A 25,349-nucleotide genomic window follows, 5' to 3' on the forward strand; every position below is an offset into this window, starting at 1 on the left:
GGAGGGATAAATAATGGCTATTCGCAAATACAAGCCCACGACTCCGGGTCGCCGCGGTTCATCCGTCGCCGACTTCGCTGAGATCACGCGCTCGACTCCTGAGAAGTCGCTGCTTCGTCCCCTGTCGAAGACCGGTGGCCGTAACAACGCCGGCCGCATCACGACCCGTCACATCGGTGGTGGCCACAAGCGCCAGTACCGCGTCATCGACTTCCGTCGCAACGACAAAGACGGCGTGAACGCCAAGGTCGCTCACATCGAGTACGACCCCAACCGCACGGCGCGCATCGCGCTGCTCCACTTCGTGGACGGCACCAAGCGCTACATCATCGCTCCGAACAAGCTGTCGCAGGGCGACATCGTCGAGTCGGGCGCTGGCGCGGACATCAAGCCGGGTAACAACCTTCCGCTGAAGAACATCCCGGTCGGTACCGTCATCCACGCGATCGAGCTCAAGCCCGGTGGCGGTGCCAAGATGGCCCGCTCCGCCGGTGCCTCAGTTCGTCTCGTCGCCAAAGACGGCCCCTACGCGCAGCTGCGTCTCCCTTCGGGCGAGGTCCGCAACGTCGACGCGCGCTGCCGCGCCACGATCGGCGAGGTCGGCAACGCCGAGCAGTCGAACATCAACTGGGGAAAGGCCGGCCGTATGCGCTGGAAGGGCGTTCGCCCGACCGTGCGTGGTGTCGCCATGAACCCCGTCGACCACCCGCACGGTGGTGGTGAGGGCAAGACCTCCGGTGGACGCCACCCGGTCTCGCCGTGGGGCCAGAAAGAGGGCCGCACTCGTCACCCCAAGCTCGAGAGCGACAAGCTCATCGTCCGCCGCCGCAACGCTGGCAACAAGCGCAAGTAGGAGTTGTAGAAGATGCCACGCAGTCTGAAGAAGGGCCCCTTCGTCGACGACCACCTGCTCCGCAAGGTTGTTGTTCAGAACGAAGCCAACACAAAGAACGTGATCCGTACCTGGTCGCGTCGCTCGATGATCATCCCGAACATGCTCGGCCACACCATCGCCGTGCATGACGGACGCAAGCACATCCCCGTTTTCGTGACCGAATCCATGATCGGCCACAAGCTCGGCGAGTTCGCGCCCACCCGCACCTTCCGCGGCCACGTGAAGGACGACAAGAAGGGTCGTCGTCGCTAACGCGGCGGCGAGAAGGAGGAGAGAAATGGTGGAGTCGATCGCACGCGTGCGTCACATCCGCGTCACCCCCATGAAGGCCCGTCGCGTTGTCAACCTGATCCGCGGCAAGCAGGCCCTCGAGGCCCTGGCCATTCTGAAGTTCGCGCCGCAGGGCGCATCGGAGCCGGTCTACAAGCTCGTTGCGTCGGCTATGGCCAACGCCCGAGTGAAGGCCGATGCTCAGAACAGCTACCTCAACGACGAAGACCTCTACATCTCGAGTGCCTACGTCGACGAGGGAGCAACCCTCAAGCGGTTCCAGCCTCGTGCTCAGGGCCGTGCGTTCCAGATCCTGAAGCGCACCAGCCACATCACGGTCGTCCTCGCGACGCCCGAAGAGGCCGAAGCGGCCACGACGTCGAAGAAGGCGAGCAAGTAATGGGCCAGAAAGTAAACCCGTACGGCTTCCGTCTCGGAATCACCACCGACCACGTGTCGCGTTGGTTCTCCGACAGCACGAAGGCCGGCCAGCGCTACAGCGACTACGTCGCTGAAGACATCAAGATCCGCAACCTGCTCAAGACCTCCCTCGACCGCGCTGGCGTGGCCAAGATCGAGATCGAGCGCACCCGCGACCGCGTTCGCGTCGACATTCACACGGCCCGCCCGGGCATCGTGATCGGTCGCCGTGGCGCCGAGGCCGAGCGCATCCGCGCCGACCTCGAGAAGCTCACGGGCAAGCAGATCCAGCTGAACATCCTCGAGGTCAAGAACCCCGAGGCCGAAGCTCAGCTCGTCGCCCAGGGCATCGCCGAGCAGCTCAGCGCTCGCGTGGCTTTCCGCCGCGCAATGCGCAAGGGGCTGCAGGGTGCTCAGCGCGCCGGCGCCAAGGGTGTTCGCATCCAGGTCTCGGGCCGTCTCGGCGGCGCTGAGATGAGCCGTTCGGAGTTCTACCGCGAGGGCCGCGTGCCCCTGCACACGCTCCGCGCCAACATCGACTACGGCTTCTACGAAGCCAAGACCACGTTCGGTCGCATCGGTGTCAAGGTCTGGATCTACAAGGGCGACATCACCAACAAAGAGCTCGCGCGTGAGCAGGCGAACCAGAAGTCGTCGCGCCCCGAGCGTCGTAACGACCGTGGTGGCGACCGCGACCGTGGATCCCGTGGTGGCAACACCCGTGCTCCGCAGACGCAGGACGCCCCGGTCACCGCAGGAGCTGAGGCATAACCATGTTGATTCCCCGTCGTGTCAAGCACCGCAAGCAGCACCACCCCGGCCGTAGTGGCCAGGCGACCGGTGGTACTCGCGTGAGCTTCGGTGAGTACGGCATCCAGGCTCTCACGCCTGCCTACGTCACCAACCGTCAGATCGAGTCCGCTCGTATCGCCATGACCCGTCACATCAAGCGTGGTGGAAAGGTGTGGATCAACATCTACCCCGACCGCCCGCTGACCAAGAAGCCGGCCGAAACCCGCATGGGTTCCGGTAAGGGTTCGCCCGAGTGGTGGGTCGCCAACGTCAAGCCGGGTCGCGTGCTCTTCGAGCTCAGCGGCGTCAGCGAGGAAGTCGCCAAAGAGGCGCTCACTCGTGCAATTCACAAGCTGCCCCTGAAGGCACGCATCATCAAGCGCGAGGAGGGCGACGCATAATGGCGATCGGATCCAAGGAGCTCGCTCCGACCGAGCTCGACACTTTCGAAGACGAGCGTCTTGTCGACGAGCTCAAGAAGGCCAAGGAAGAGCTGTTCAACCTGCGCTTCCAGTCGGCTACCGGCCAGCTCGAGAACCACGGCCGCGTTCGTGCCGTGAAGCGCGACATCGCTCGTATCTACACGGTGCTCCGTGAGCGCGAGCTCGGCATTCGTGCCACCCCCGCCCCGGCCGCGGCTGCCCCCAAGGCTGCTGCCAAGAAGTCGACGAAGAAGGCCGCTGCGAAGCCGGCCGACGAGACCGTCGAGGCCGCTGAGACCGAGGAGACCAAGTAATGGCTACCGAGAAGAAGGCTGCTGCGGCCTCGACAGACACTGTCGAGTCGGACACCCTCGTCCGCGGCTACCGCAAGACGCGTCGTGGCTACGTCACGAGCGACAAGATGGAGAAGACCATCGTCGTCGAGGTCGAAGACCGCGTGAAGCACCCCCTGTACGGCAAGGTCATCCGCCGTACCTCCAAGGTCAAGGTTCACGACGAGGCCAACTCGGCCGGCGTCGGTGACCTGGTCGTCATCAGCGAGACCCGTCCGCTCAGCGCCTCCAAGCGCTGGCGCCTGGTCGAAATCCTCGAGAAGGCGAAGTAGGCCTCGGCCTGCTCGATAGGAGACAGAAGTGATTCAGCAGGAATCCCGCCTCAAGGTCGCCGACAACACCGGTGCCAAAGAGATCCTCACCATCCGCGTTCTCGGTGGCTCGGGTCGTCGTTACGCCGGCCTCGGTGACGTCATCGTCGCCACGGTGAAGGACGCCATCCCCGGTGGCAACGTGAAGAAGGGTGACGTCGTCAAGGCGGTCATCGTTCGCACCAAGAAGGAGACCCGTCGCAACGACGGCTCCTACATCAAGTTCGACGAGAACGCCGCAGTGATCCTGAAGGCTGACGGAGACCCCCGTGGTACCCGCATCTTCGGACCGGTCGGTCGCGAACTCCGCGACAAGAAGTTCATGAAGATCATCTCGCTGGCGCCGGAGGTTATCTAAGTCATGGCAAACATCAAGAAGGGTGACCTGGTTCAGGTCATCACCGGAGCCACGCAGGCCCGCGGCGGAGACCGCGGCAAGCAGGGCAAGGTCATCGAGGTCCTCGTGGAGAAGAACCGCGTGGTCGTGGAGGGTGTCAACTTCGTCACCAAGCACGTCCGTGTCGGCCAGACCCAGCGGGGCACCAAGACCGGCGGCATCGAGACGCACGAGGCTTCCATCCACGTGTCGAACGTCGCGCTGGTCGACCCTAAGAGCAAGAAGCCGACCCGCGTCGGCTTCCGCGAAGACAAGGTCACGAAAGACGGAGTCACCAAGACCGTCCGTGTCCGCTACGCCAAGAAGTCGGGGGAGGATCTCTGATGAGTGACACCACTACCGCGACGGTCGAGCCCAGCGCTCAGCCTCGCCTCAAGGCCAAGTACCAGGCCGAGATCCTGCCGCAGCTGAAGAGCGACTTCGGATTCACGAACGTGCACCAGGTGCCCGGTCTCGTGAAGATCGTCGTCAACACCGGTGTCGGCGAGGCAGCTCGCGACTCGAAGGTCATGGACGGCGCGGTCAAAGACCTCACGGCTATCACCGGACAGAAACCGCTGGTCACCAAGGCCCGCAAGTCCATCGCGCAGTTCAAACTGCGTGAGGGTCAGCCGATCGGTGCTCACGTCACGCTTCGTGGCGACCGCGCTTGGGAGTTCCTCGACCGTCTGCTCTCGCTTGCGCTTCCTCGCATCCGCGACTTCCGCGGTCTGAGCGACCGCCAGTTCGACGGCAACGGCAACTACACCTTCGGTCTCAACGAGCAGAGCATGTTCCACGAGATCGATCAGGACCGCATCGACCGAGTTCGCGGCTTCGACATCACTGTCGTGACCACCGCGAAGAACGACGACGAGGGTCGGGCTCTGCTCAAGGCACTCGGCTTCCCGTTCCGCTCGGCCGACTCGGCCAACTAAGATCGTTCGGTCGGACACTTCGGTTTCGAAGTGTCCGGCCGCACTTCCGTGTCTGGAGAATCGCTCCAGGCCACCCGATCGCGTAGGTCGGCTCCCGGTGTACCGGAAGTCGAAACCGCTCGAGAAAGAGATCAATTCGCATGACGATGACAGATCCGGTCGCAGACCTGCTGACCAGACTGCGCAACGCGAACTCGGCATTCCACGAGACCGTGTCGCTGCCGAGCTCCAAGCTCAAGTCCCACATCGCTGAGATCCTCAAAAAAGAGGGTTTCATCGAGTCCTGGAAGGTCGAAGACGCTCGCGTCGGACAGACCCTCACCATCGACCTCAAGTACGGCCCCGCACGCGAGCGCTCCATCGTGGGCATCAAGCGCGTTTCCAAGCCGGGCCTCCGCGTCTACGCAAAGTCGACCGAGATCCCTCAGGTTCTCGGCGGTCTCGGCGTGGCCATCCTGTCGACTTCCTCCGGTCTGCTGACCGACCGTGAGGCCGAGAAGAAGGGCGTGGGTGGGGAAGTCCTCGCCTACGTGTGGTAACCCGCTATGTCACGAATCGGACGCCTTCCCATTCCGATCCCCACCGGGGTCGACGTGAAGATCGACGGCCAGGCCGTCACCGTTAAGGGCCCGAAGGGCGAGCTGTCGCTCGTCGTCGCCAGCCCCATTGAAGCCAAGCTCGAAGAGGGCACCGTTCTGGTCACCCGCCCGGATGACGAGCGCTCATCGCGTTCGCTCCACGGCCTGACCCGCACTCTCATCGCGAACCAGATCACCGGCGTCACTCAGGGCTACTCCAAGGGCCTCGAGATCGTCGGTACCGGTTACCGCGTGCAGGCCAAGGGCCAGAACATCGAGTTCGCCCTCGGCTACTCGCACCCGATCACCGTCGAGCCGCCCCAGGGCATCAGCTTCACGGTCGAGGGCAACAACAAGCTCACCGTCACCGGCATCGACAAGCAGGCCGTCGGCGAAGTGGCCGCCAACATCCGCAAGCTGCGCAAGCCCGAGCCCTACAAGGGCAAGGGTGTTCGCTACGCCGGCGAGGTCGTCCGCCGCAAGGCCGGAAAGTCAGGTAAGTAATCATGGGTCTCGGAACCAGAGGTAAGAGCAAGTCGGCCGCTACGAGCCGACGCCACACTCGCCTGCGCAAGAAGATCGTGGGCACGGAAGTTCGCCCCCGTCTCGTCGTCAATCGCTCGGCCCGTCACGTATTCGTGCAGGTCGTCGACGACAGCAAGGGCTACACCGTCGCCAGCGCATCGACCCTCGAGGCCGACATGCGCACGTTCGACGGTGACAAGACGGCTAAGGCCAAGAAGGTCGGCGAGCTCGTCGCCGAGCGCGCCAAGGCTGCCGGAATCGAAGCGGTCGTCTTCGACCGCGGTGGTAACAAGTACGCCGGACGCGTGGCGGCAATCGCCGACGGCGCCCGGGAAGGTGGGTTGGACCTGTGAGCGACGCAACGAACAAGACGCCCGAGCCGACGGCCGAGGCCGTCGTCGAGCGCCCCGTGGAGACGGCTGCCGGCTCCGAGTCGAACAACCGCGAGGGTGGCAACAGTGGTCGTACCGACCGCCGTGGCGCCGGTCGCGGCGACCGGAACCAGGGTCGCGGTGGTCGTGACGACCGCGACAAGAGCCAGTTCCTCGAGCGCGTCGTCACCATCAACCGTGTCTCCAAGGTCGTCAAGGGTGGTCGTCGCTTCAGCTTCACCGCTCTCGTCGTCGTCGGTGACGGTAACGGTCTCGTCGGTGTCGGCTACGGCAAGGCCCGCGAGGTCCCCACCGCCATCTCGAAGGGTGTCGAGGAGGCGAAGAAGAACTTCTTCCGCGTCCCTCGCATCGCGAACACCATTCCGCACCCCGTCCAGGGTGAGGCTGCAGCCGGCGTCGTCCTGCTCCGCCCCGCCGCTGCGGGTACCGGTGTTATCGCCGGTGGTCCGGTTCGCGCCGTTCTCGAGTGCGCTGGCATCCACGACGTTCTGAGCAAGTCGCTCGGTTCGTCGAACACCATCAACATCGTGCACGCGACTGTCGCCGCGCTGCAGCAGCTGGAAGAGCCGCGCGCCGTCGCAGCTCGTCGTGGTCTCGACATCGACCAGGTCGCTCCCGCTCGTCTGCTTCGCATCGAGGCCGACGCTCGTGCTGCCGCAACTGAGAAGGCAGGTGCCTGATGGCTCAGCTCCGCGTGACTCAGATCAAGTCCAAAATTAGCGAGAAGCAGAACCAGCGCGACACGCTGCGCAGCTTGGGTCTCAAGCGAATCGGCCAGACGGTCGTTCGCCCTGACGACAAGCAGAACCGCGGTTACGTCGTAACGGTCGCTCACCTCGTCAAGGTCGAGGAGATTGACTAATGGCTGACACTTCGAAAGACGAAGCCACCACGAAGGCCGCAGCTCCCAAGGCTGCGACCAAGAAGCCTGCCACCAAGGCAGCGACCACTCAGGCCGCAGCGAAGTCGGAGTCTTCCGACGTCGCTCGTCCGCAGATCCTCAAGGTCCACCACCTTCGTCCGGCTCCCGGTGCCAAGAAGGCGAAGACTCGCGTGGGTCGCGGTGAGGGTTCGAAGGGTAAGACCGCTGGTCGCGGTACCAAGGGAACCAAGGCTCGCTACACGGTCCGCGTCGGCTTCGAGGGTGGGCAGATGCCTCTGCACATGCGCACCCCGAAGCTCCGCGGGTTCAAGAACCCGTTCCGCGTCGAGTACCAGGTTGTCAACCTCGACAAGCTGACCGACCTCTACCCCGCCGGTGGTGAGGTCACCGTGAGTGACCTCGTGGCCAAGGGTGCCGTTCGCAAGAACGAGAAGGTCAAGGTGCTCGGCCAGGGCGATCTCGCCGTCAAGCTGACCGTGAGTGTCGACAAGGTCTCCGGCTCTGCCGAAGAGAAGATTGTCGCCGCGGGCGGAACAGTCACCAAGTAGTACCTGAGGGGGTGGTCCGTAAGGGCCACCCCCATCAGTCGTTTATCCTCATACCGGGAGGCCACCATGTTCAGAGCTATTTCGCGGATATTCCGCACACCCGACCTTCGCCGAAAGATCGGGTTCACGCTCGGCATCATCGCGCTCTTCCGGTTGGGCAGCTTCATCCCCTCGCCCTTCGTCGACTACAGCAACGTGCAGGTCTGCCTCGCCGGTAACCAGTCGACCTCGGGTCTCTACGAGCTCGTCAACCTCTTCTCCGGTGGCGCGCTCCTTCAACTTTCGATCTTCGCGCTGGGCATCATGCCCTACATCACGTCGTCGATCATCGTGCAGTTGCTCCGCGTGGTCATCCCGCACTTCGACGCGCTGTACAAAGAAGGCCAGACCGGTCAGGCCAAGCTGACGCAGTACACGCGTTACCTCACCATCGCCCTCGGAATCCTCCAGTCCACGACCCTCATCACGGTGGCGCGCTCCGGTGCCCTGTTCGGCTCGTCGACCGTGTCCGAGTGCAGCCAGCTCATCACGAACAACGCCTGGTACGCGATCCTCCTCATGGTCATCACCATGACCGCCGGTACCGGCCTCATCATGTGGATGGGCGAGCTGATCACCGAGCGCGGCATCGGCAACGGAATGTCGCTGCTCATCTTCACGTCGATCGCGGCCAAGTTCCCGACGGCGCTCTGGGCCATCCAGCAGGCGAAGGGCTTCGAGATCTTCCTGATGGTGATCGTCGTCGGCGTCGTCATCATGGGCCTCGTCGTGTTCGTCGAGCAATCGCAACGACGGATTCCCGTGCAGTACGCCAAACGAATGGTCGGGCGGCGAACCTACGGTGGCAACAACACGTACATCCCGATCAAGGTCAATATGGCGGGCGTCGTGCCGGTCATCTTCGCCTCGTCGCTCCTGTACCTGCCGGCCCTGGTCGCTCAGTTCAACACGCCGACCAACGGCACGGCTCCGGCCGCGTGGGTCAGCTGGGTCCAGACGAACCTCACGTCGGGCGACAAGCCGCTCTACATGCTCCTGTACTTCATGCTCATCATCGGGTTCACCTACTTCTACGTGGCGATCACGTTCAACCCCGAAGAGGTTGCCGACAACATGAAGAAGTACGGCGGGTTCATCCCCGGCATCCGTGCCGGTCGTCCCACCGCTGACTACCTCGACTACGTGCTCACCCGCGTCACCCTGCCCGGGTCGTTGTATCTGGGCCTCGTCGCCCTCATCCCGTTGATCGCTCTCGCCACAGTGGGCGCGAATCAGAACTTCCCCTTCGGCGGCGCGAGCATCCTGATCATCGTCGGTGTCGGTCTCGAGACGGTGAAGCAGGTCGACTCCCAGCTCCAGCAGCGCCACTACGAGGGTCTTCTTCGATGACCCCGGCTGCAGACGTCCAGGGCACTCGACTGCTCATCGTCGGTCCGCCCGGCGCGGGCAAGGGCACTCAGGCAGTGCGCATCGCTGAGACCTACGGGATCCCCGCGATTTCGACCGGAGACATCTTCCGAGCGAACGTGAAGAACGAGACACCGTTGGGTCTCAAGGTGAAGACCATTCTCGACGCGGGCGACTACGTTCCCGACACGCTGACCAACGAGCTGATCGAAGACCGCCTGGCCCAGCCCGACGCCGAGCAGGGCTTCTTGCTCGACGGTTACCCACGCACGGCCGACCAGGTCGACTACCTGGAGAGCCTGTTGCAGGGCAAGGGCGAGCAGCTCACAGCAGTTGTGCAACTCGTCGCGGATCGCGATGAGATCGTGGAGCGACTCCGCCGTCGGGCCGTTGAGCAGGGTCGCAGTGACGACACTGAAGAGGCCATTCGGCACCGTCAAGACGTCTATCTCCGCGAGACCGGTCCGCTAATCGCCGCGTATGGCGAGAAGGGCCTCGTACTCGAGGTCGACGGACTCGGTTCGATCGACGAGGTTGCCTCGCGCATCGACGACGCTCTCGCGTCACGGGGCATCCGGCCCACCGCCGCAGCCTGACCTCTTTCCGCTCTCAGAAACGAAGGCACCGCGTGGCTTTTCGCCGTCCCGGCATCTACAAGACCCCCGAAGAGCTCCGGCGGATGGTTGCCCCGGGGCTGTTGACCGCGGCGTCGCTCGAGGCCGTCGCCGAGGCGATCCGTCCCGGCATCACGACCGGAGAGCTTGATGCCATCGCCGAGCGGACGATCCGTGCCGGCGGCGGCGAGCCGAACTTCATGCTCGTCCCCGGCTATCGACACACGGTGTGCGCGTCGGTGAACGCCGACGTCGTTCACGGCATCCCGGGCGACCGGGTGTTGGCTGCGGGCGACATCGTGTCGATCGACAGCGGAGCTCAGCTCGACGAGTGGAACGGCGACTCCGCCCGGACGTTCGTGCTTGCCGACCCGTCGGATCCTGAGCGTTTTGCTGAGCGCGAGCGCCTCAACCACGTGACCGAGCAGTCGCTCTGGCACGGCATCGCAGCCCTGGCGGCGGCTTCGCACCTGAATGAGGTGGGCGAAGCCATCGAGGAGTACATCGAGTCGCAGGGCGAATTCGGAATTCTCGAGGACTACGTCGGTCACGGCATCGGACGCTCGATGCACGAAGAGCCCCCGGTGTTCAACTACCGCGTCAAGGGTCGCGGCCCGACGGTCAAGCCCGGCCTGGTCGTGGCCATCGAGCCAATGATCACCGCTGGCGGAATCGAGACGTTCACCCAGGGCGACGACTGGACTGTCACGACGACCGACTCATCTGACTCTGCGCACTGGGAGCACTCGGTCGCGGTCCATGCCGACGGCATCTGGGTGCTGACCGCGCCAGACGGTGGCGCCTCCGGGTTGGCTCCGCTCGGGGTCAAGCCGGTTCCGATCCCGTAGCACCCCGCTCCCAAGGGGGCACGGCGATGCCTGCTGCCCCCGGGAGGTCAGCCGTTGCCGACGGAGCAGGTCTTCTCGGAGGCCGCCTGACCAGTGATGGTCGACGGAAGTGCCGTCGCCGTCGAGCTCGGTGTCGCCGAGGATTTCGGTGTCGCCGTTGTTCCGGACGAGGATCCGCTGCCCGCCGCTGTCCCGCCGCCGGTTGAGCTGCTGCTGCCGGAGGAGCCGCTGCCCGAAGAGCCGCCTGAGCCCGTCGAGCTTTCCGCCTGTGATGCCCGTCCGGTGCTGTCGTCTCCGAGCGTGAACTTGGTGTCGCTCTGCAGGTCGGCATTGAGGATGGCGGCGTCTGCTGCGGCCGGAACGACGCGGTTGGAGTTCTGCGGGTCTTCGGCCGTCGGGTACTGGACGAAGAGGACGCTCGAGAGGTCGATGTCTTTGAGCGCTGTGCCGAGCTCGATCATGGTGTCGGTGTTGCTGAGGCTCCTCGAGAGCGTCATGTTCTTGACGGCGGCGGAGGCGAGGCCGTAGAGCTTGACGGGATTGCTGAGGGTGCCGGCCGAGGCGATCTTGCGCATCATGGCGGAGAGGAACACCTGCTGAGACGAGATTCGCGCGAGGTCGCTGCCGTCGCCCACGCCATGGCGCGTGCGGAGGAACTCGAGCGCCTGAAGACCCTTGAGCGTGTGCGTACCGGCGGAGAGCTGCAGGCCCGAGTCGGTGTCGCTGATGGCCTGGGCGACGCAGACGTCGACTCCACCGACGGCGTTCGACATCGAGATGACGCCGTCGAAGGTGATCTCGGCGGCATAGGGGATGGAGAGACCCGTCAGCGACTCGACGGTGGCGACGGTGCAGCCGAGACCCTGGCCGAGGCTGGTGTTGAACTGCTGGTAGCTCAGCTCAGGGAACGTGGCGCCGCCCGTGCCCGTGCAGGCGGGGAGGTCGACCATCAGGTCGCGAGGAAAGCTGATGGCGGTCATCTGCTTGTGGTCGGCCGACAGGTGGATCAGGATCGTGACGTCATTGCGGCTGCCGTCGGCGACTCCGGCCTGCACCTCGGTCTGACCGACGCGGGTGTCGCTGCCGACGAGGAGGATGTTCGCGCCTCCCTCGATGGCGCCGATCGAGGTGTTCTCGGCAATCTTGTCTTCGGCGGCGCCGATCGACACGCTCTTGATCTGCGACTTGAGATTGAAGGCGGCGATGGCCGCCACGCTGCCGACGCTCATCACACCGACGCCGAGCGCGACTGCGAGGAGCATCGCCGTGAAGCGGAAGGGGTGCGGGCGGCGGAGCTGGCCGTGGCGGGCGATGGGGTTCGCGCCCGTGTGGCGACGGCTCGTGCGTTCTCCGGGCACGTTTCCTCGTTTCGTAGGGCTGCGACGTCGCTGGACTGGCGCGGCGATCGGCGTGTCGAGTTGACCCGCCAGGTTGAAAAACTGTAGCGCAATCGAATAAGATCGACCCTTGGTGCCGTGGGCCGCTCTCCGCGTGCAATCTTCGGATCGATTCCTATGAGTCGAATCCATGGGCTCTCAGTTTGGCAAGACCTCGGTCTCGTCTGCGAGACGTGCGGCACCAATCCCCGCAAGACCAGCAAACCAATTTTTAGCGACAGTGAGGCTATGGCCAAAAAAGACGGTGTCATCGAAATCGAAGGCGCAGTGGTCGAAGCGCTGCCCAACGCGATGTTTCGTGTTGAGCTGAGCAACGGGCACAAGGTTCTCGCGCACATCTCCGGAAAGATGCGGCAGCACTACATCCGCATCCTCCCCGAAGACCGTGTGATCGTCGAGCTGAGCCCCTACGACTTGACCCGCGGCCGGATCGTCTACCGCTACAAGTAGGCCAGCTCCTCTCCGAGGGTTTACCCCCGGCAAGGGCTGGTGCTGGAAAGGAACGGCTCGACGCATCCGTCGAGCACGAGGCCAGCGAGTCAAAAGGAAGCAACATGAAGGTCAAGCCCAGCGTCAAGCGCATCTGCGAGCACTGCAAGGTGATTCGCCGCAACGGTCGCGTCATGGTGATCTGCAACAGCAACCCGCGTCACAAGCAGCGTCAGGGCTAATAAGCCTGTCTCTGTGGGGCGGTGCTCTGCACCATCTCCACGCAGTGCCACCAGCACGCAGCACCAACAGCACCACTTCAAGCAGCATCAGAAGCTAAGGATCCACGACCACTCGTGGTTCCGGATCCTTGGCGGACACCCAGGGCGGAGGCCCTGGCACCGATGCTGTGACATACCTCCACCATCTCTCAAGGAGAAGCCACAATGGCACGTCTAGCAGGCGTTGACATCCCGCGCGACAAGCGCGTGGAAGTCGCACTGACCTACATCTACGGAGTCGGGCGCACACGCGCTCTCAAGGCTCTTGCCGAGACCTCGGTCGACGGCAACATCCGCGTGAAAGACCTCACCGACGACCAGCTCGTCCTCCTCCGCGACTTCATCGAAGGCAACTTCAAGGTGGAGGGTGACCTTCGTCGCGAGGTCGCCGCCGATATCCGCCGCAAGGTCGAGATCGGAAGCTACGAGGGCATCCGCCACCGTCGCGGTCTGCCCGTTCGCGGCCAGCGCACCAAGACGAACGCTCGTACCCGCAAGGGCCCGAAGCGCACCGTCGCCGGCAAGAAGAAGGCTCGATAGGCCCGGCGCCCGCCGTAGCCATCTAGGTTGTAGGAGAAAAAATTGGCAGCACCGAAGTCGGCCGCGCGTAAGCCCCGCCGTAAAGAGAAGAAGAACGTCGCAGTGGGCCAGGCCCACATCAAGTCGACCTTCAACAACACCATCGTTTCGATCACCGATCCCTCGGGTGCCGTGCTGAGCTGGGCTTCGTCCGGCGCCGTCGGCTTCAAGGGCTCGCGCAAGTCGACCCCGTTCGCCGCACAGCTCGCAGCCGAGTCGGCCGCGCGCCAGGCTCAGGAGCACGGCGTCAAGAAGGTCGACGTGTTCGTGAAGGGCCCGGGATCGGGTCGCGAGACCGCCATCCGCTCGCTCCAGGCCGCTGGCCTCGAGGTGGGTTCCATCAACGACGTCACGCCGCAGGCGCACAACGGGTGCCGCCCGCCGAAGCGTCGCCGCGTCTGAGTTAGCCGTTTCGCCGTGCCTCCGGTGCCCTCCTCGTGGGGGCTCCGGGGTCGCGGCGTTCCGCTCGTTCTCTCGTCACCCGGCTCCGACGCCGCTCGCGTCCGGTCGCCGAGGTGCTTCACAACTCAACAGACCGACTGACAGCCACCAGTCGTACCGCCAAGAGTCATATAGCGGACTCTTCGCCGAAAGGAATCCACAGTGCTCATTGCACAGCGCCCCACTCTCACCGAGGAGAACATCTCGGAGTTCCGCTCCCGCTTCGTGATCGAGCCCCTCGAGCCTGGCTTCGGCTACACGCTCGGTAACTCGATGCGTCGCACCCTCCTTTCGTCGATCCCCGGAGCAGCTGTCACCAGCATCCGCATCGACGGCGTGCTTCACGAGTTCACGACTGTTCCCGGTGTGAAAGAAGACGTCACCGAGATCATCCTGAACATCAAGAGCCTGGTCGTCGCGAGCGAGCACGACGAGCCGATCACGGCCTACCTGCGCAAGCAGGGTGCCGGTCAGGTCACCGCCGCCGACATCTCGGTTCCCGCCGGTGTCGAGGTGCACAACCCCGACCTGGTCATCGCGACGCTGAACGACAAGGCGAAGTTCGAGCTCGAGCTCACGATCGAGCGTGGCCGTGGCTACGTGTCGGCCGTGCAGAACCGCTCGGAGTTCTCCGAGGCCGGTCAGATCCCGATCGACTCGATCTACTCGCCCGTCCTCAAGGTGACCTACCGCGTCGAGGCGACTCGTGCCGGTGAGCGCACCGACTTCGACCGCCTGGTCGTCGACGTCGAGACCAAGCCCGCGATCAGCCCGCGCGACGCCATCGCTTCGGCCGGCCGCACGCTGACCGAGCTGTTCGGACTCGCTCGCGAGCTCAACAACGCGGCCGAGGGCATCGAGATCGGCCCCGCGCCGGTCGACGCCGTCCTCTCGTCGGAGCTCCAGACGCCGATCGAAGATCTCGACCTCTCCGTGCGCAGCTACAACTGCCTCAAGCGCGAGGGCATCAACACGGTTTCCGAACTGGTCGCTCTCTCGGAGACGCAGCTCATGAACATCCGTAACTTCGGACAGAAGTCGGTCGATGAAGTGAAGGACAAGCTCGTCGAGCTCGGTCTTTCGCTGAAAGACACCGTGCCCGGTTTCGACGGCGCTCACTTCTACAGCGGCTACGACGAGGAGGAGACCAACTAGGTCTCCTGGCTCTTCTCGCCGTATCCACTTACACACCTTTAGGAATCCACCATGCCAAAGCCCACCAAGGGTGCCCGCCTCGGAGGCGGACCCGCTCACGAGCGTCTTCTCCTCGCCAACATGGCCGGCCAGCTGTTCACGTACAAGAGCATCAAGACGACCGAGACGAAGGCCAAGCGCCTCCGCCCCGTCGCCGAGCGCCTCGTCACCTTCGCCAAGCGCGGTGACCTGCACTCGCGTCGTCGCGTGCTGAGCATCCTCCGCAACAAAGAGACCACGCACGTCCTGTTCTCCGAGGTCGCGCCGCTGGTCGAGCTGCGTGAGGGCGGCTACACCCGCATCACGAAGCTCGGCTTCCGCAAGGGCGACAACGCGTCGATGGTGCAGATCGAGCTCGTTCTCGAGCCCGTGACCCCGAAGACCAAGAAGTCGTCGTCGAAGGCTGCCGCTGCCGCTGCCGCTCCCGCCTCGACCGAGGCCCTGCTGGAGGAGCCGGCTGAAGAGCTGACCACCTCCGACGAGGCGATCATCGAGGCCACGACCGAGGCTCCCGACGCCGACAACGCCGCCGAGACGACCGAGGCTGACGCCGAGGCCGCCTTCAGCGACGAGGCTCCGGCCGACGACGCCGCTGCCGACGAGGCCAAGAAGTAACTAGCAACTCGCACCACCCAGAAGGCCCACCCTCCTCGTGAGGGTGGGCCTTCTGCCGTCTCGCGCCCCTGCCCGGCTTGCAAATTCGAAGGAAAAACCCGTCGGCGGCGACGGGAACATGCCGATCCGGGCCCGGTGCGACGAGAATCTCCTTCAAATTCGGAGGGACGGCAGGTCGGTAGACTCGTCGACCGTGAGCGACGAGATGACAAGGATCCGCCTCGACGTCTCTTACGACGGGACCGCCTTCAATGGCTGGAGCACCCAGCCGGGCCTCCGCACGGTCGAGGGTGAGCTCACCCGGGCTCTCGAGATCACGCTGCAGCGCTACCTTCCGGCGCCTCGACTGATCGTGGCCGGTCGCACCGACACGGGCGTCCACGCCATCGGCCAGGTCGTGCACCTCGATCTCACACCCGAGCAGTTCGCCTTTCTGTCGGTGGCGCATCGCAACCGCACCAAATACCCCCCGTATCCGCCCGCCATGCGACTCGGACGTCGGATCAACGGTCTGGCGGGCGCGGAGGGCGACCTCCACGTCACGGACGCCACGATCGTGCCCCGCACCTTCGACGCTCGCTACTCGGCCCTCTGGCGCGAATACGAGTACCGGGTGTCGGATCTCTCGGGCCCTCGGCATCCGATCCGCCGCCTCGACACACTGTGGTTCGACGCGACGGTCGACGTCGACCGGATGAACGCAGCAGCCCTCTCGCTCCTCGGCTTGGAAGATTGGGCGGCGTACTGTCAGCAACGCGATGGCGCGACGACCATCCGCACACTGGAGGCATTCCACTGGCGACGCGACCCGGATGGGATCCTCGTCGCCCGCGTGCGAGCCGACGCCTTCTGCCACAGCATGGTGCGGTCGCTGGTCGGTGCGACGCTCGCCGTCGGCGAGGGCCGCCTCGAGGTCGACGACGTGGTCAGGATCCGAGACTCCCGCGCCCGCAAGGGCCAGTTCAAGGTCGCCGCGGCCAACGGCCTCACTCTGATGCACGTCGCCTACCCCGACGAAGCGGAGTTCGCCTCGCGAGCGGCCCTCACCCGCTCGAAGCGCGAGGCCATGTGACGGACGCGACCGGCCCGCTTGCCGGGTGTTGTCGGATCCTGTAACGTATACCCTTGGTGTCTGCGCAACTGCGCGCTTCACCCGAAGTTGAGCCCTCCACCTGACTCATTCGTCTCGCATCGCGAGTGAATGGCAACGGAGCGGGATTCACGAACCTCTCACCTCGACCAGAAAGCAGCACTACTGTGACGCGCACTTTCTCCCCCAAGCCGGCTGATGTTCAGCCGGAGTGGCTGATCATCGACGCGAACGACATCGTTCTCGGCCGTCTCGCCAGCCACGTTGCCGCACTCCTCCGTGGCAAGCACAAGCCGACCTTTGCTCCGCACATGGACATGGGCGACTTCGTCATCGTCATCAACGCCGAGAAGGTCGCACTGACCGGCTCCAAGCTTCAGACGAAGCTCGCCTACCGCCACTCGGGTTACCCGGGCGGCCTCCGCGCTCAGACCTACGCCGAGATGCTCGAGAAGCACCCGACTCGCGCCGTCGAGAAGGCGATCCGCGGCATGCTGCCGAAGAACTCGCTGGGCCGTGCCCAGATCTCGAAGCTGAAGGTGTACGCGGGCCCTGAGCACCCTCACGCCGCTCAGAAGCCCACGGTGTACACCCTCGACCAGGTCGCCCAGTAGCGACCGCTGAAGACTTAAGGATCCCTACAGTGGCAAGCATCGCCGATTCCATCGAATCCACCCCCGAGAGCTTCACGACCGAGAGCGCAGCCCCGGTTGCCGCGGCCGCCCCTCGCCCCGTCCTCACCGTCGGCGGCGGCGCCGTCGGTCGTCGCAAGCAGGCCATCGCCCGCGTGCGCCTCACGCCCGGCACCGGTGTCATCACCGTCAACGGCCGTACGCTCGAGGAGTACTTCCCCAACAAGCTGCACCAGCAGCTGATCAACGACCCGTTCAAGGTCCTCGACCTGCTCGGCTCGTACGACGTCGTCGCGAAGATCTCCGGTGGTGGCCCCTCGGGTCAGGCCGGTGCCCTCCGCCTCGGCATCAGCCGCACGCTGAACGAGATCGACGAAGAGAACAACCGCGCCGAGCTGAAGAAGGCGGGCTTCCTCAGCCGCGACGCTCGCGTCAAGGAGCGCAAGAAGGCTGGTCTCAAGAAGGCCCGTAAGGCTCCTCAGTTCTCCAAGCGCTAACACCTGGCGAGGCTTCGCGATGACGCGACTTTTCGGAACCGACGGAGTTCGGGGCCTTGCCAACCGTGAGCTGACGGCCGCGCTCGCCCTGGGTCTTGCCCAGGCGAGCGCGGTCGTGCTCACTCGCGGGCATCACGCCGATGCCCGCCGCGCGGAGGGCCGCCGCCCCACGGCCGTCCTCGCGCGCGATCCCCGTGTCTCGGGCGAATTCTTGGCCGCTGCGGTTGCCGCCGGTCTTGCTTCCTCTGGCGTCGACGTGCTCGACGCCGGAGTGATCACCACCCCCGCCGCAGCGTTCCTCGTCGACGACGCGAGGGCCGATTTCGGTGTGATGATCAGTGCCTCGCACAATCCCGCACCCGACAACGGCATCAAGTTCTTCGCGTTCGGAGGAACCAAGCTTCCCGACGAGGTCGAAGACCGGATCGAAGCGACCATGGACGCCCCGCGGCTGATGCCGGTGGGTGGCGACGTGGGCAGGATCCGCCGCTTCGCGGACGCCGAAGACCGCTACGTCGTGCATCTGCTCGGAGCCGTGAAGAACCGGCTCGACGGCATCCACGTCGTGCTCGACTGCGCCCACGGCGCCGCAGCCGGCGTCTCGCCCGAGGTCTTCCACGATCTGGGCGCCAAAGTCACCGTCATCGGGGCAGACCCCGACGGCATGAACATCAACGACGGTGTGGGCTCCACCCACCTCGACAACCTGGCGGCCGCAGTCCTCGAGCACGGGGCCGACGTCGGCATCGCGCACGACGGCGACGCTGATCGCTGCCTCGCGGTCGACGCCGACGGCAACGTGGTCGACGGCGACCAGATCATGGCGATCCTCGCCGTCGCAATGAAAGAGCGCGGCGACCTCGTGCATGACACGCTCGTCGCGACGGTCATGTCGAACCTGGGTCTGAAACGCGCCATGGCCGCCAACGGCATTGCCATGGTCGAGACCGGGGTGGGCGACCGCTACGTGCTCGAGGCGATGAACGAGCACGGCTACAACCTCGGCGGCGAGCAGTCGGGGCATATCGTGTTCGCCGATCACGCCACGACGGGTGACGGGATCCTGACCGGGCTCTCGATCGTGGCCGAGATGGCTCGCACCGGCAAGTCACTCGCCGAGCTGGCCTCGGTCATGACCGTGTTCCCGCAGATTCTCATCAACGTGCGCGGCGTCGACCGGACCCGCCTCACCGGCGACGAGGTCATCGACAAGGCAGTCGTGGCCGCGGAGCGCGAACTCGGCGATTCCGGACGCGTGCTGCTGCGCCCGTCCGGCACCGAGCAGCTCGTGCGCGTGATGGTCGAGGCGGCATCCCAAGACGACGCTGACCGGATCGCGCACTCGCTCGCGGAGATCGTGCGGGAGCGCCTGGCTACTGCGGCCGCGTAGGGCGTGCCGCCGGATCCTTCGGTTCTGTCGTCAGATCTTGCGGAGGAGCACGCTCGACACCTTGTGGTCGGCGCCCTTGCGAAGCACGAGTGTCGCGCGAGATCTCGTCGGTTGAACGTTCTGCTTGAGGTTCGGCTCGTTGACGCTGCGCCACACCTGGCGTGCGAATTCGAGCGCCTCCGCCTCCGGGATGGCCGCGAACCGGTGGAAGAACGAGTCTTCCTGGCTGAACGCGCCCTCGCGCAGTGATCGGAAGCGCTCGACGAACCAGTTCTCGATGTCGTGCGTGCGAGCGTCGACGTAGACCGTGAAGTCGAACAGGTCGGAGAGCGCGAGGCGACCGCCGATCGGCGGCTGGAGCACGTTGAGGCCCTCGACGATGAGGATGTCGGGGCGGCGGACGACCACCTCGGCCCCCGGCACGATGTCGTACTCGATGTGCGAGTAGAACGGCGCCCGCACCTCTTCGGCCCCGCTCTTGACGTTCGTTACGAACTTCAGGAGTGCGCGGCGGTCGTACGACTCGGGGAAGCCCTTTCGGTCCATGATGCCGCGGCGCTCGAGCTCGGCGTTGGGGTAGAGGAACCCGTCGGTGGTGATCAGCTCGACGCGGGGGGTGTCGCTCCACCGCGACAGCAGTTCGCGGAGCAGACGCGCGACCGTCGACTTGCCGACGGCGACGGAGCCGGCGACCCCGATGACGAAGGGGGTGCGCTGCGCGCGCTCGCCGAGGAAGTCGCTGGTGGCCCGGTGCAGGTTGCGCGCACCGCCGGCGTAGAGGTTGAGCAGGCGGCTCAGCGGAACGTAGACGTCGCTGACCTCCTGCAGATCGAGCCGATCGCCGAGCCCCCGGAGCTGCACGAGCTCCGTCTCTGTCAGCGGATTCTTCGCCACGGGCGCGAGGGCAGCCCAGTCCGCACGGTCGATCTCGACAAACGGCGTGGGATGGGTGGGAGGAGCGGCGGTGGTCGCATCGGCCATGCGGTACAGGCTATCCATCGCGAGGCGGACGAGGTGCACGGGCACGGTCGAATAGGCTGGCTCGCATGTGTGGCATCGTGGGTTACGTCGGAACGGACAAGAGCGTCGAGGTACTTCTCGGCGGATTGAAGCGGCTTGAGTACCGCGGCTACGACTCGGCAGGAATCGCCATCGTCGACGCCGACGGAGAGCTCGGCATGCGCAAGAAAGCCGGCAAGCTGCAGATGCTGGTGGACGACCTCGAGGCGGCTCCGCTCCGAGACGGCACCACCGGAATCGGGCACACGCGCTGGGCCACCCACGGCGGCCCGACCGATGAGAACGCGCACCCGCACCTCTCCGACGGCGGCCGGCTCGCGCTGATCCACAACGGGATCATCGAGAACTTCTCCGAGCTGAAAGAAGAGCTGCTGCTCGAGGGCGTCCAGTTCGCGAGCGAGACCGACTCCGAGGTCGCGGCGCACCTCGTCGCCCGGGAGTACCGCCGTTCGGGCGACCTCACCGAGGCTCTCCGCGCGGTCGTGCAGCGGCTCGAGGGCGCGTTCACGCTCCTCGTCGTGCACGCCGACCAGCCCGGCGTCGTCGTCGGTGCCCGCCGCAACTCGCCGCTCGTGATCGGGCTCGGCGACGGCGAGAACTTCCTCGGCTCCGACGTGGCCGCGTTCGTCGAGTTCACTCACCGCGCCATGGCGATCGGGCAAGACCAGATCGTGACGATCTCGTCCGAGGCCGTCAACGTCGTCGACTTCGAGGGCAACCCCGTCGAGGCGAGCGAGTTCGAGATCACCTGGGACGCCAAGGCGGCCGAAAAGGGTGGCTGGTCGAGCTTCATGGCGAAAGAGATCAGCGAAGAGCCCGAGGCCGTGGCGAACACGCTGCTCGGACGCGCCGTCGACGGGGCCGTGCACCTCGATGACCTCGACGCGATCAAAGACCGCCTGCTGACCGTGAACCGTCTGATCATCATCGCGTGCGGTACTGCGGCGTATGCCGGGATCCTCGGCAAGTACGCCATCGAGCAGTGGTCGCGCCTCCCCGTCGAGGTCGAGCTCGCGCACGAGTTCCGCTACCGCGACCCCGTGCTCGACGCGCAGACCCTCGTCGTCTCGATCAGCCAGTCCGGCGAGACGATGGACACCCTGATGGCCGTCAAGTACGCCCGCGAGCAGGGCGCCCAGGTGCTGTCGATCTGCAACACGCAGGGTGCGACCATCCCGCGCGAGAGCGACGCCGTCATCTACACGCACGCCGGCCCGGAGGTCGCGGTGGCGTCGACCAAGGCGTTCGTCGCCCAGGGCACCGCGCTGTTCCTGCTCGGCCTCCACCTCGCGACGATCCGCGGCACCATGACGAGCGCCGAGATCGCCGAGCAGGTCGACGACCTCAAGGCGATCCCGGAGAAGATCTCGCGCGTGCTGGAGACCGGTGAGCGGATCAAGACGCTGGCCGGCTGGATGGCGGATACCCGCTCCGTGCTGTTCCTCGGCCGTCACGTCGGCTACCCCATCGCTCTCGAGGGAGCCCTTAAGCTCAAAGAGCTGGCGTACATCCACGCCGAGGGCTTCGCGGCCGGTGAGCTGAAGCACGGCCCCATCGCGCTGATCGAGCCGGGCCAGATCGTCTTCGTGATCGTCCCGTCGCCCCGCGACCCGCGCTCGCTGCACCCCAAGGTCGTCTCGAACATCCAAGAGATCCGGGCTCGGGGCGCTCGCGTCATCGCCATCGCCGAAGAGGGCGACGCCGCCGTGCTGCCCTTCGCCGACGAGGTGCTGCACATTCCGCTCGCGGCCCCGCTGTTCGAGTCGCTGCTCGCCGTGGTGCCCCTGCACATTTTCGGCATGGAGCTCGCAGCCGCCAAGGGGCTCGACGTCGACCAGCCCCGCAACCTGGCCAAGAGCGTCACGGTCGAGTAAGCGGTGGCCATCGTCGGGATCGGGGTCGACGTGGTCGACGTCGCACGCTTCGGGCGTGCGCTCGAGCGGACCCCGAAACTGCGGTGGCGACTCTTCAGCGACTCCGAACTGGTGCGAAACGGCGAGCCGCGGGCGATCGAGTCTCTCGCGGCCCGGTTCGCGGCGAAAGAGGCGCTCATCAAGGCGCTCGGCGGTTCGGCAGGAGTCTTCTGGCACGACATGGTCGTGGGGGCCGACGACCAGCGGGCGCCCTCCCTGCAGCTCAGCGGCGGGGCTGCGGCGCTCGCCGCCTCCCGCGGAGCCGACGAAATCCATCTCTCGCTCAGTCACGACGCCGGCATCGCGACCGCCTTCGTGGTCGCCGAGCAGACAACACGACAAGGATCCGACGGCTGATGCGTGGCCCACTCGTCTCGATCGATACAGCGGCTCTGCGCCAGAACGTCCAGGTGCTCCGTGCGGCGGTCGCTCCCGCCAAGGTGATGACGGTCGTGAAAGCCAATGCTTACGGGCACGGCGCCGTCGCGTGCGCGCTCGCCTTCGAAGACGCCGGCGTCGACTGGCTCGGTGTTGTCGACCTCGACGAGGCCACAGCGCTTCGTGCCGGCGGGGTGAAACTGCCGATACTCGCCTGGCTGCACGCCCCCGGCGAGACGTTCGAGCGCGCCGTGCAGCACGACATCACCCCGGGCATCTCCGACCTCGCGCAGCTCGAAGCCTGCGTCGCGGCCGGCGTGCCCCGCGTGCACCTGTGCCTCGACACCGGGCTGAGTCGCAACGGCGCGGTGGAGTCGGAATGGCCGGCGCTCTTCGACCGGGCGGCCGAACTCCGCGACCGCATTACGGTCGAGGGCGTCATGAGCCACCTGTCGAACACCTCGCCGCAGGAGGACGGGCACCAGATGGCGTCGTTCGTCACCGCCGCCGGCATGCTCGGCGAGCGAGGCATCACGCCGCCGTTGCAGCACCTCGCCGCCTCCGCGGCCTCCGTGTCGTACGGGGCGTCGCGGATCACGATGGTGCGCATCGGCCTCGCGTCATATGGCCTGTCACCCTTCGCCGACCGTTCACCCGGCGACCTCGGCCTCCGCTCGGCACTGACCCTGTCGGCCCCGGTGATCGGCATCAAAGAGGTGGCGGCCGGCGAGGGCACCTCGTACGGCTACACCTGGCGTGCCGAGCGCGACACCCGACTCGCGCTCCTTCCGCTCGGTTACGCCGACGGCATCGAGCGGCACGCGGGCAACCGTGCGTTCGCCCTGATCGGCGGCGAACTGCGACCCGTCGTGGGCCGCATCGCCATGAACTCGATGACGGTCGACATCGGGCCCGAGCCGACGGATGCCGGTGCGGCCGTGCACCTCGGCGACGAGGCGATCCTGTTCGGCGACGCGACGGTCGGGCATCCCACCGCATTCGATTGGGCCGAATCGACGGGAACCATCAACTATGAGGTCGTGGCGCGACTGTCACCGCGACTGCCGAGGAGCTACCGATGAGCGAGGTCTCACCCGCCGAGACACCGTGGCTGCGACGCGCGACCATCGACCTCGGCGCCTACCGGAGCAACGTCGCGCGCCTGCGCGAGCTCGTAGCGCCGGCCGAGCTGATGGCCGTGGTGAAGGCGGACGGATACGGACACGGCGCGACACACGTCGCGGCGGCGGCCGTGGCTGCCGGGGTGACGTGGCTCGGATCCTTGAGTCTCGAGAACGCGCACGAGTTGCGTGCCTCGGGGATCGGCCCCGAGATCGCCGTCTTCGCGTGGCAGTTCGCCGCGTCGGAGACCTTCGAGCGAGCCGTCGCCGAGAAGATCGACCTGGGGCTGTCGTCGGTCGCGCAGCTCGACGCGGTGGCGCGGGCCGTCGAGGCGATCGCCGAGGCTGCCGCGCCCGACGCCACCGAGGGGCGCTCGGTCGAGCCCGCCCGGGTGCACTTGAACGTCGACACCGGCCTGCACCGCGACGGAGTGCTGCAGAACGACTGGGACGCCGTCGTGACGCGCGCTGTCGAACTGGCGGGCCGGGGGATCCTGGAGCTTCGAGGGGTGTACTCGCACCTGGCGGAGGCCTCCGACGACGAAGACACTGACTCGGCCCTGCTGCTGTCCGAGTCGATCGAGCGGGCCCACGAGCTCGGTGCGCGTTTCGAACTGAGGCATCTGACGGCGTCGAGCGCGGGGATGGAGCGCCCCGAACTGCGGCTCGACATGGTGCGGATGGGGTCGAACACGTATGGGATCCCGGTCACGGATGGCGTCTCGGCCTCCGACCGCGGACTCACCCCGGTGATGACGCTGCAGGCTCGGGTCTCGCGGGTGAAGCGCGTGGCCGCCGGGACGGGCGTCTCGTACGACTACACGTTCGTCGCTCCGAAAGACACGACGCTCGCTCTCGTGCCGGTCGGCTACGCCGACGGCATCTCGCGGCGGGCGCAGCACGGGGTGACGATCGCGCTGAACGGCAAGCGGTACCCGATCGTGGGCCGGGTCGCCATGGACCAGTTCTTGATCGACGTCGGCGACGACGAGGTGTCGGTCGGCGACGAGGTCACGCTGTTCGGCTCGGGCTCGCAGAACGAACTGACGGTGGGGGAGTGGGCCGACCTGATCGGAACGATCGGCGAAGAGGTGTGCTGCTCGATCGGGGCGCGGGTGCCACGGGTGTACGTGTGATCCTGTTCGACGGCCCTGTGGCCGATGCAACCGCCATGGAGGGTTTCGGCCTGCGCCTGGCCGCGTTGCTTCGGGCCGGAGACCTGCTCGTGCTGACCGGGCCGCTCGGAGCCGGGAAGACGACGATGACGCGTGGTCTTGGCCGCGGTCTCGGGGTGCGGGGTCAGGTGGCCTCGCCGACGTTCGTGCTCGCGCGGACTCACCCGTCGCTCACCCCGGGCGGAGTACCGCTCGTGCACGTCGACGCGTATCGCCTGGGTTCGGCGGCCGAGCTAGACGACCTCGACATCGACTACGACGCGTCAGTGGTGGTCGTGGAGTGGGGTGCCGGGCTGCTCGACGGTGTGGCGTCGTCGTGGCTGGACGTGAAGATCTCGCGGCCCGTGGGTGCTGGGGCTGGTGTTGGTGTTGGTGACGCGGATGATGCGGGCCTCGACGCGATCGACGCCTCTGAGGTGCCGGACGAGCCGCGTCACGTGGTCGTCGAAGCGCACGGGCCCCGCTGGCACGGAGTTTCGCTGGGCTGAGTGGCCGGAGGTTTAGCAGGGCGGGGGCATCGACGCGGGCGTGGGCACCTCCGTGGAGGCGTTTTGCGCGCGGTCAAATTTGATGCCGCGCAAAACGTCTCTGAGGAGGTGCCGCCACCGGCGAATCAGATCGGGGT

At 65.9% G+C, this 25,349-nt stretch carries 36 protein-coding genes; 34 read left to right on the forward strand and 2 right to left on the reverse strand.

Going from position 1 to position 25,349, the window contains the following annotated elements; translation table 11 throughout:
• Positions 1-13: 13 nt before the first annotated feature.
• The 19 genes from rplB to map all read left to right on the forward strand — a co-directional run bounded on the left by rplB (position 14) and on the right by map (position 10,572).
• Entirely contained in the window at positions 14-853 is an 840-nt protein-coding gene (gene rplB, locus VH571_RS13970) for a 50S ribosomal protein L2 (RefSeq protein WP_055964975.1), read from the forward strand.
• 12 nt (positions 854-865) lie between these two features.
• Positions 866-1,147 carry a 30S ribosomal protein S19 gene (rpsS, locus tag VH571_RS13975; protein ID WP_055964978.1) on the forward strand — a complete coding sequence of 94 codons (282 nt, stop codon included), beginning with the start codon at positions 866-868 and terminating at the stop codon, positions 1,145-1,147.
• Between the two features lie 25 nt (positions 1,148-1,172).
• On the forward strand, positions 1,173-1,565 hold the full coding sequence (rplV, locus tag VH571_RS13980) for a 50S ribosomal protein L22 (protein WP_055964981.1): 393 nt from the start codon (positions 1,173-1,175) through the stop codon (positions 1,563-1,565).
• Positions 1,565-2,356 (forward strand): 30S ribosomal protein S3, encoded by a 792-nt coding sequence (rpsC, locus tag VH571_RS13985; protein ID WP_055964984.1) that lies wholly within the window; start codon positions 1,565-1,567, stop codon positions 2,354-2,356. The genes rplV and rpsC overlap by 1 nt, the downstream gene beginning before the upstream one ends.
• A 2-nt stretch (positions 2,357-2,358) precedes the next feature.
• The gene (rplP, locus tag VH571_RS13990) at positions 2,359-2,778 is read left to right on the forward strand and encodes a 50S ribosomal protein L16 (protein ID WP_055964987.1); all 420 of its coding nucleotides are present in this window, start codon (positions 2,359-2,361) and stop codon (positions 2,776-2,778) included.
• The gene (rpmC, locus tag VH571_RS13995) at positions 2,778-3,113 is read left to right on the forward strand and encodes a 50S ribosomal protein L29 (RefSeq protein ID WP_055964990.1); all 336 of its coding nucleotides are present in this window, start codon (positions 2,778-2,780) and stop codon (positions 3,111-3,113) included. The genes rplP and rpmC overlap by 1 nt, the downstream gene beginning before the upstream one ends.
• On the forward strand, positions 3,113-3,424 hold the full coding sequence (gene rpsQ / locus VH571_RS14000) for a 30S ribosomal protein S17 (RefSeq protein WP_055964993.1): 312 nt from the start codon (positions 3,113-3,115) through the stop codon (positions 3,422-3,424). Before rpmC ends, rpsQ begins: the two co-directional genes overlap by 1 nt.
• A gap of 28 nt (positions 3,425-3,452) precedes the next feature.
• Complete coding sequence (gene rplN / locus VH571_RS14005; RefSeq protein WP_055964996.1) at positions 3,453-3,821, forward strand: 50S ribosomal protein L14; 369 nt, start codon at positions 3,453-3,455, stop codon at positions 3,819-3,821.
• A 3-nt stretch (positions 3,822-3,824) separates the two neighbouring features.
• Positions 3,825-4,184, forward strand: coding sequence for a 50S ribosomal protein L24 (gene rplX / locus VH571_RS14010; RefSeq protein ID WP_055964999.1), 360 nt, complete (start codon positions 3,825-3,827; stop codon positions 4,182-4,184).
• On the forward strand, positions 4,184-4,777 hold the full coding sequence (gene rplE / locus VH571_RS14015; RefSeq protein WP_055965002.1) for a 50S ribosomal protein L5: 594 nt from the start codon (positions 4,184-4,186) through the stop codon (positions 4,775-4,777). The genes rplX and rplE overlap by 1 nt, the downstream gene beginning before the upstream one ends.
• Positions 4,778-4,917: 140 nt before the next feature.
• On the forward strand, positions 4,918-5,316 hold the full coding sequence (rpsH, locus tag VH571_RS14020) for a 30S ribosomal protein S8 (protein WP_055965006.1): 399 nt from the start codon (positions 4,918-4,920) through the stop codon (positions 5,314-5,316).
• 6 nt (positions 5,317-5,322) lie between these two features.
• A complete protein-coding gene (gene rplF, locus VH571_RS14025; protein WP_055965008.1) occupies positions 5,323-5,859 on the forward strand; it encodes a 50S ribosomal protein L6 in 537 nt (178 codons plus the stop codon).
• A 2-nt stretch (positions 5,860-5,861) separates the two neighbouring features.
• Positions 5,862-6,233 carry a 50S ribosomal protein L18 gene (gene rplR / locus VH571_RS14030; RefSeq protein WP_055965011.1) on the forward strand — a complete coding sequence of 124 codons (372 nt, stop codon included), beginning with the start codon at positions 5,862-5,864 and terminating at the stop codon, positions 6,231-6,233.
• On the forward strand, positions 6,230-6,952 hold the full coding sequence (gene rpsE, locus VH571_RS14035) for a 30S ribosomal protein S5 (protein ID WP_084816339.1): 723 nt from the start codon (positions 6,230-6,232) through the stop codon (positions 6,950-6,952). The genes rplR and rpsE overlap by 4 nt, the downstream gene beginning before the upstream one ends.
• Positions 6,952-7,134, forward strand: coding sequence for a 50S ribosomal protein L30 (gene rpmD, locus VH571_RS14040; protein ID WP_194600685.1), 183 nt, complete (start codon positions 6,952-6,954; stop codon positions 7,132-7,134). The genes rpsE and rpmD overlap by 1 nt, the downstream gene beginning before the upstream one ends.
• Positions 7,134-7,703: a 50S ribosomal protein L15 gene (gene rplO / locus VH571_RS14045; RefSeq protein WP_084816340.1), complete on the forward strand. Its 570-nt coding sequence runs from the start codon at positions 7,134-7,136 to the stop codon at positions 7,701-7,703. The genes rpmD and rplO overlap by 1 nt, the downstream gene beginning before the upstream one ends.
• Before the next feature lie 66 nt (positions 7,704-7,769).
• Positions 7,770-9,092, forward strand: a complete 1,323-nt coding sequence (gene secY / locus VH571_RS14050; RefSeq protein WP_055965016.1) for a preprotein translocase subunit SecY — start codon at positions 7,770-7,772, stop codon at positions 9,090-9,092.
• Positions 9,089-9,706, forward strand: a complete 618-nt coding sequence (locus tag VH571_RS14055) for an adenylate kinase (protein ID WP_423265075.1) — start codon at positions 9,089-9,091, stop codon at positions 9,704-9,706. Before secY ends, VH571_RS14055 begins: the two co-directional genes overlap by 4 nt.
• Before the next feature lie 32 nt (positions 9,707-9,738).
• On the forward strand, positions 9,739-10,572 hold the full coding sequence (gene map / locus VH571_RS14060; protein WP_423265076.1) for a type I methionyl aminopeptidase: 834 nt from the start codon (positions 9,739-9,741) through the stop codon (positions 10,570-10,572).
• Positions 10,573-10,619: 47 nt separating this feature from the next.
• On the opposite strand, the gene VH571_RS14065 is transcribed toward map, so the two are convergent.
• Positions 10,620-11,930 (reverse strand): LCP family protein, encoded by a 1,311-nt coding sequence (locus VH571_RS14065; protein ID WP_423265077.1) that lies wholly within the window; start codon positions 11,928-11,930, stop codon positions 10,620-10,622.
• 267 nt (positions 11,931-12,197) lie between these two features.
• Here VH571_RS14065 and infA point away from each other — a divergent pair, with 267 nt between their 5' ends.
• From infA to glmM, 10 genes are all read left to right on the forward strand, one after another.
• A complete protein-coding gene (gene infA, locus VH571_RS14070; protein WP_055965022.1) occupies positions 12,198-12,419 on the forward strand; it encodes a translation initiation factor IF-1 in 222 nt (73 codons plus the stop codon).
• A gap of 104 nt (positions 12,420-12,523) precedes the next feature.
• Positions 12,524-12,640: a 50S ribosomal protein L36 gene (gene rpmJ, locus VH571_RS14075; protein ID WP_055965025.1), complete on the forward strand. Its 117-nt coding sequence runs from the start codon at positions 12,524-12,526 to the stop codon at positions 12,638-12,640.
• Between the two features lie 204 nt (positions 12,641-12,844).
• A complete protein-coding gene (gene rpsM, locus VH571_RS14080) occupies positions 12,845-13,219 on the forward strand; it encodes a 30S ribosomal protein S13 (RefSeq protein WP_055965028.1) in 375 nt (124 codons plus the stop codon).
• Between the two features lie 42 nt (positions 13,220-13,261).
• Positions 13,262-13,660, forward strand: coding sequence for a 30S ribosomal protein S11 (gene rpsK, locus VH571_RS14085; protein WP_055799944.1), 399 nt, complete (start codon positions 13,262-13,264; stop codon positions 13,658-13,660).
• A 201-nt stretch (positions 13,661-13,861) separates the two neighbouring features.
• Positions 13,862-14,854 carry a DNA-directed RNA polymerase subunit alpha gene (locus VH571_RS14090; protein ID WP_055965031.1) on the forward strand — a complete coding sequence of 331 codons (993 nt, stop codon included), beginning with the start codon at positions 13,862-13,864 and terminating at the stop codon, positions 14,852-14,854.
• Positions 14,855-14,905: 51 nt separating this feature from the next.
• Positions 14,906-15,508: a 50S ribosomal protein L17 gene (rplQ, locus tag VH571_RS14095; RefSeq protein WP_423265078.1), complete on the forward strand. Its 603-nt coding sequence runs from the start codon at positions 14,906-14,908 to the stop codon at positions 15,506-15,508.
• Between the two features lie 193 nt (positions 15,509-15,701).
• Positions 15,702-16,580 (forward strand): tRNA pseudouridine synthase A, encoded by an 879-nt coding sequence (locus VH571_RS14100; RefSeq protein WP_233572916.1) that lies wholly within the window; start codon positions 15,702-15,704, stop codon positions 16,578-16,580.
• Between the two features lie 185 nt (positions 16,581-16,765).
• A complete protein-coding gene (rplM, locus tag VH571_RS14105) occupies positions 16,766-17,212 on the forward strand; it encodes a 50S ribosomal protein L13 (RefSeq protein ID WP_055965036.1) in 447 nt (148 codons plus the stop codon).
• A 29-nt stretch (positions 17,213-17,241) separates the two neighbouring features.
• Positions 17,242-17,727: a 30S ribosomal protein S9 gene (gene rpsI, locus VH571_RS14110; protein WP_055965039.1), complete on the forward strand. Its 486-nt coding sequence runs from the start codon at positions 17,242-17,244 to the stop codon at positions 17,725-17,727.
• A gap of 19 nt (positions 17,728-17,746) precedes the next feature.
• Positions 17,747-19,117 (forward strand): phosphoglucosamine mutase, encoded by a 1,371-nt coding sequence (glmM, locus tag VH571_RS14115; RefSeq protein WP_423265079.1) that lies wholly within the window; start codon positions 17,747-17,749, stop codon positions 19,115-19,117.
• Between the two features lie 30 nt (positions 19,118-19,147).
• Here glmM and coaA read toward each other — a convergent pair whose 3' ends face one another.
• A complete protein-coding gene (gene coaA, locus VH571_RS14120) occupies positions 19,148-20,098 on the reverse strand; it encodes a type I pantothenate kinase (RefSeq protein ID WP_055965469.1) in 951 nt (316 codons plus the stop codon).
• 65 nt (positions 20,099-20,163) lie between these two features.
• On the opposite strand from coaA, the gene glmS reads away from it, so the two are divergent.
• Genes glmS through tsaE form a run of 5 tightly spaced genes read left to right on the forward strand, consistent with a single transcriptional unit; the run spans position 20,164 to position 25,212 of the window.
• Positions 20,164-22,011: a glutamine--fructose-6-phosphate transaminase (isomerizing) gene (gene glmS, locus VH571_RS14125; RefSeq protein WP_423265080.1), complete on the forward strand. Its 1,848-nt coding sequence runs from the start codon at positions 20,164-20,166 to the stop codon at positions 22,009-22,011.
• Positions 22,012-22,014: 3 nt separating this feature from the next.
• A complete protein-coding gene (locus tag VH571_RS14130; protein ID WP_233572915.1) occupies positions 22,015-22,407 on the forward strand; it encodes a holo-ACP synthase in 393 nt (130 codons plus the stop codon).
• Entirely contained in the window at positions 22,407-23,510 is a 1,104-nt protein-coding gene (gene alr, locus VH571_RS14135) for an alanine racemase (RefSeq protein ID WP_423265081.1), read from the forward strand. The genes VH571_RS14130 and alr (VH571_RS14135) overlap by 1 nt, the downstream gene beginning before the upstream one ends.
• Positions 23,507-24,685: an alanine racemase gene (alr, locus tag VH571_RS14140; RefSeq protein ID WP_423265082.1), complete on the forward strand. Its 1,179-nt coding sequence runs from the start codon at positions 23,507-23,509 to the stop codon at positions 24,683-24,685. The genes alr (VH571_RS14135) and alr (VH571_RS14140) overlap by 4 nt, the downstream gene beginning before the upstream one ends.
• A gap of 35 nt (positions 24,686-24,720) precedes the next feature.
• Positions 24,721-25,212, forward strand: a complete 492-nt coding sequence (tsaE, locus tag VH571_RS14145) for a tRNA (adenosine(37)-N6)-threonylcarbamoyltransferase complex ATPase subunit type 1 TsaE (protein WP_423265122.1) — start codon at positions 24,721-24,723, stop codon at positions 25,210-25,212.
• The last annotated feature ends 137 nt before the right edge of the window (positions 25,213-25,349 follow it).

Source organism: Frondihabitans sp. 4ASC-45 (genome assembly GCF_049472575.1).
Taxonomy (GTDB): Bacteria; Actinomycetota; Actinomycetes; order Actinomycetales; family Microbacteriaceae; genus Frondihabitans.

What these genes read in the sequence shown, in the direction of transcription:
- rplB (WP_055964975.1), top strand. Translation starts at nt 14, where the DNA reads ATGGCTATTCGCAAATACAAGCCCACGACTCCGGGTCGCCGCGGTTCA.
- rpsS (WP_055964978.1), top strand. Translation starts at nt 866, where the DNA reads ATGCCACGCAGTCTGAAGAAGGGCCCCTTCGTCGACGACCACCTGCTC.
- rplV (WP_055964981.1), top strand. Translation starts at nt 1,173, where the DNA reads ATGGTGGAGTCGATCGCACGCGTGCGTCACATCCGCGTCACCCCCATG.
- rpsC (WP_055964984.1), top strand. Translation starts at nt 1,565, where the DNA reads ATGGGCCAGAAAGTAAACCCGTACGGCTTCCGTCTCGGAATCACCACC.
- rplP (WP_055964987.1), top strand. Translation starts at nt 2,359, where the DNA reads ATGTTGATTCCCCGTCGTGTCAAGCACCGCAAGCAGCACCACCCCGGC.
- rpmC (WP_055964990.1), top strand. Translation starts at nt 2,778, where the DNA reads ATGGCGATCGGATCCAAGGAGCTCGCTCCGACCGAGCTCGACACTTTC.
- rpsQ (WP_055964993.1), top strand. Translation starts at nt 3,113, where the DNA reads ATGGCTACCGAGAAGAAGGCTGCTGCGGCCTCGACAGACACTGTCGAG.
- rplX (WP_055964999.1), top strand. Translation starts at nt 3,825, where the DNA reads ATGGCAAACATCAAGAAGGGTGACCTGGTTCAGGTCATCACCGGAGCC.
- rplE (WP_055965002.1), top strand. Translation starts at nt 4,184, where the DNA reads ATGAGTGACACCACTACCGCGACGGTCGAGCCCAGCGCTCAGCCTCGC.
- rpsH (WP_055965006.1), top strand. Translation starts at nt 4,918, where the DNA reads ATGACGATGACAGATCCGGTCGCAGACCTGCTGACCAGACTGCGCAAC.
- rplF (WP_055965008.1), top strand. Translation starts at nt 5,323, where the DNA reads ATGTCACGAATCGGACGCCTTCCCATTCCGATCCCCACCGGGGTCGAC.
- rplR (WP_055965011.1), top strand. Translation starts at nt 5,862, where the DNA reads ATGGGTCTCGGAACCAGAGGTAAGAGCAAGTCGGCCGCTACGAGCCGA.
- rpmD (WP_194600685.1), top strand. Translation starts at nt 6,952, where the DNA reads ATGGCTCAGCTCCGCGTGACTCAGATCAAGTCCAAAATTAGCGAGAAG.
- rplO (WP_084816340.1), top strand. Translation starts at nt 7,134, where the DNA reads ATGGCTGACACTTCGAAAGACGAAGCCACCACGAAGGCCGCAGCTCCC.
- secY (WP_055965016.1), top strand. Translation starts at nt 7,770, where the DNA reads ATGTTCAGAGCTATTTCGCGGATATTCCGCACACCCGACCTTCGCCGA.
- VH571_RS14055 (WP_423265075.1), top strand. Translation starts at nt 9,089, where the DNA reads ATGACCCCGGCTGCAGACGTCCAGGGCACTCGACTGCTCATCGTCGGT.
- infA (WP_055965022.1), top strand. Translation starts at nt 12,198, where the DNA reads ATGGCCAAAAAAGACGGTGTCATCGAAATCGAAGGCGCAGTGGTCGAA.
- rpmJ (WP_055965025.1), top strand. Translation starts at nt 12,524, where the DNA reads ATGAAGGTCAAGCCCAGCGTCAAGCGCATCTGCGAGCACTGCAAGGTG.
- rpsM (WP_055965028.1), top strand. Translation starts at nt 12,845, where the DNA reads ATGGCACGTCTAGCAGGCGTTGACATCCCGCGCGACAAGCGCGTGGAA.
- rplQ (WP_423265078.1), top strand. Translation starts at nt 14,906, where the DNA reads ATGCCAAAGCCCACCAAGGGTGCCCGCCTCGGAGGCGGACCCGCTCAC.
- glmM (WP_423265079.1), top strand. Translation starts at nt 17,747, where the DNA reads ATGACGCGACTTTTCGGAACCGACGGAGTTCGGGGCCTTGCCAACCGT.
- coaA (WP_055965469.1), bottom strand. Translation starts at nt 20,098, where the DNA reads ATGGCCGATGCGACCACCGCCGCTCCTCCCACCCATCCCACGCCGTTT.
- glmS (WP_423265080.1), top strand. Translation starts at nt 20,164, where the DNA reads ATGTGTGGCATCGTGGGTTACGTCGGAACGGACAAGAGCGTCGAGGTA.
- alr (WP_423265081.1), top strand. Translation starts at nt 22,407, where the DNA reads ATGCGTGGCCCACTCGTCTCGATCGATACAGCGGCTCTGCGCCAGAAC.
- alr (WP_423265082.1), top strand. Translation starts at nt 23,507, where the DNA reads ATGAGCGAGGTCTCACCCGCCGAGACACCGTGGCTGCGACGCGCGACC.
- tsaE (WP_423265122.1), top strand. Translation starts at nt 24,721, where the DNA reads ATGGAGGGTTTCGGCCTGCGCCTGGCCGCGTTGCTTCGGGCCGGAGAC.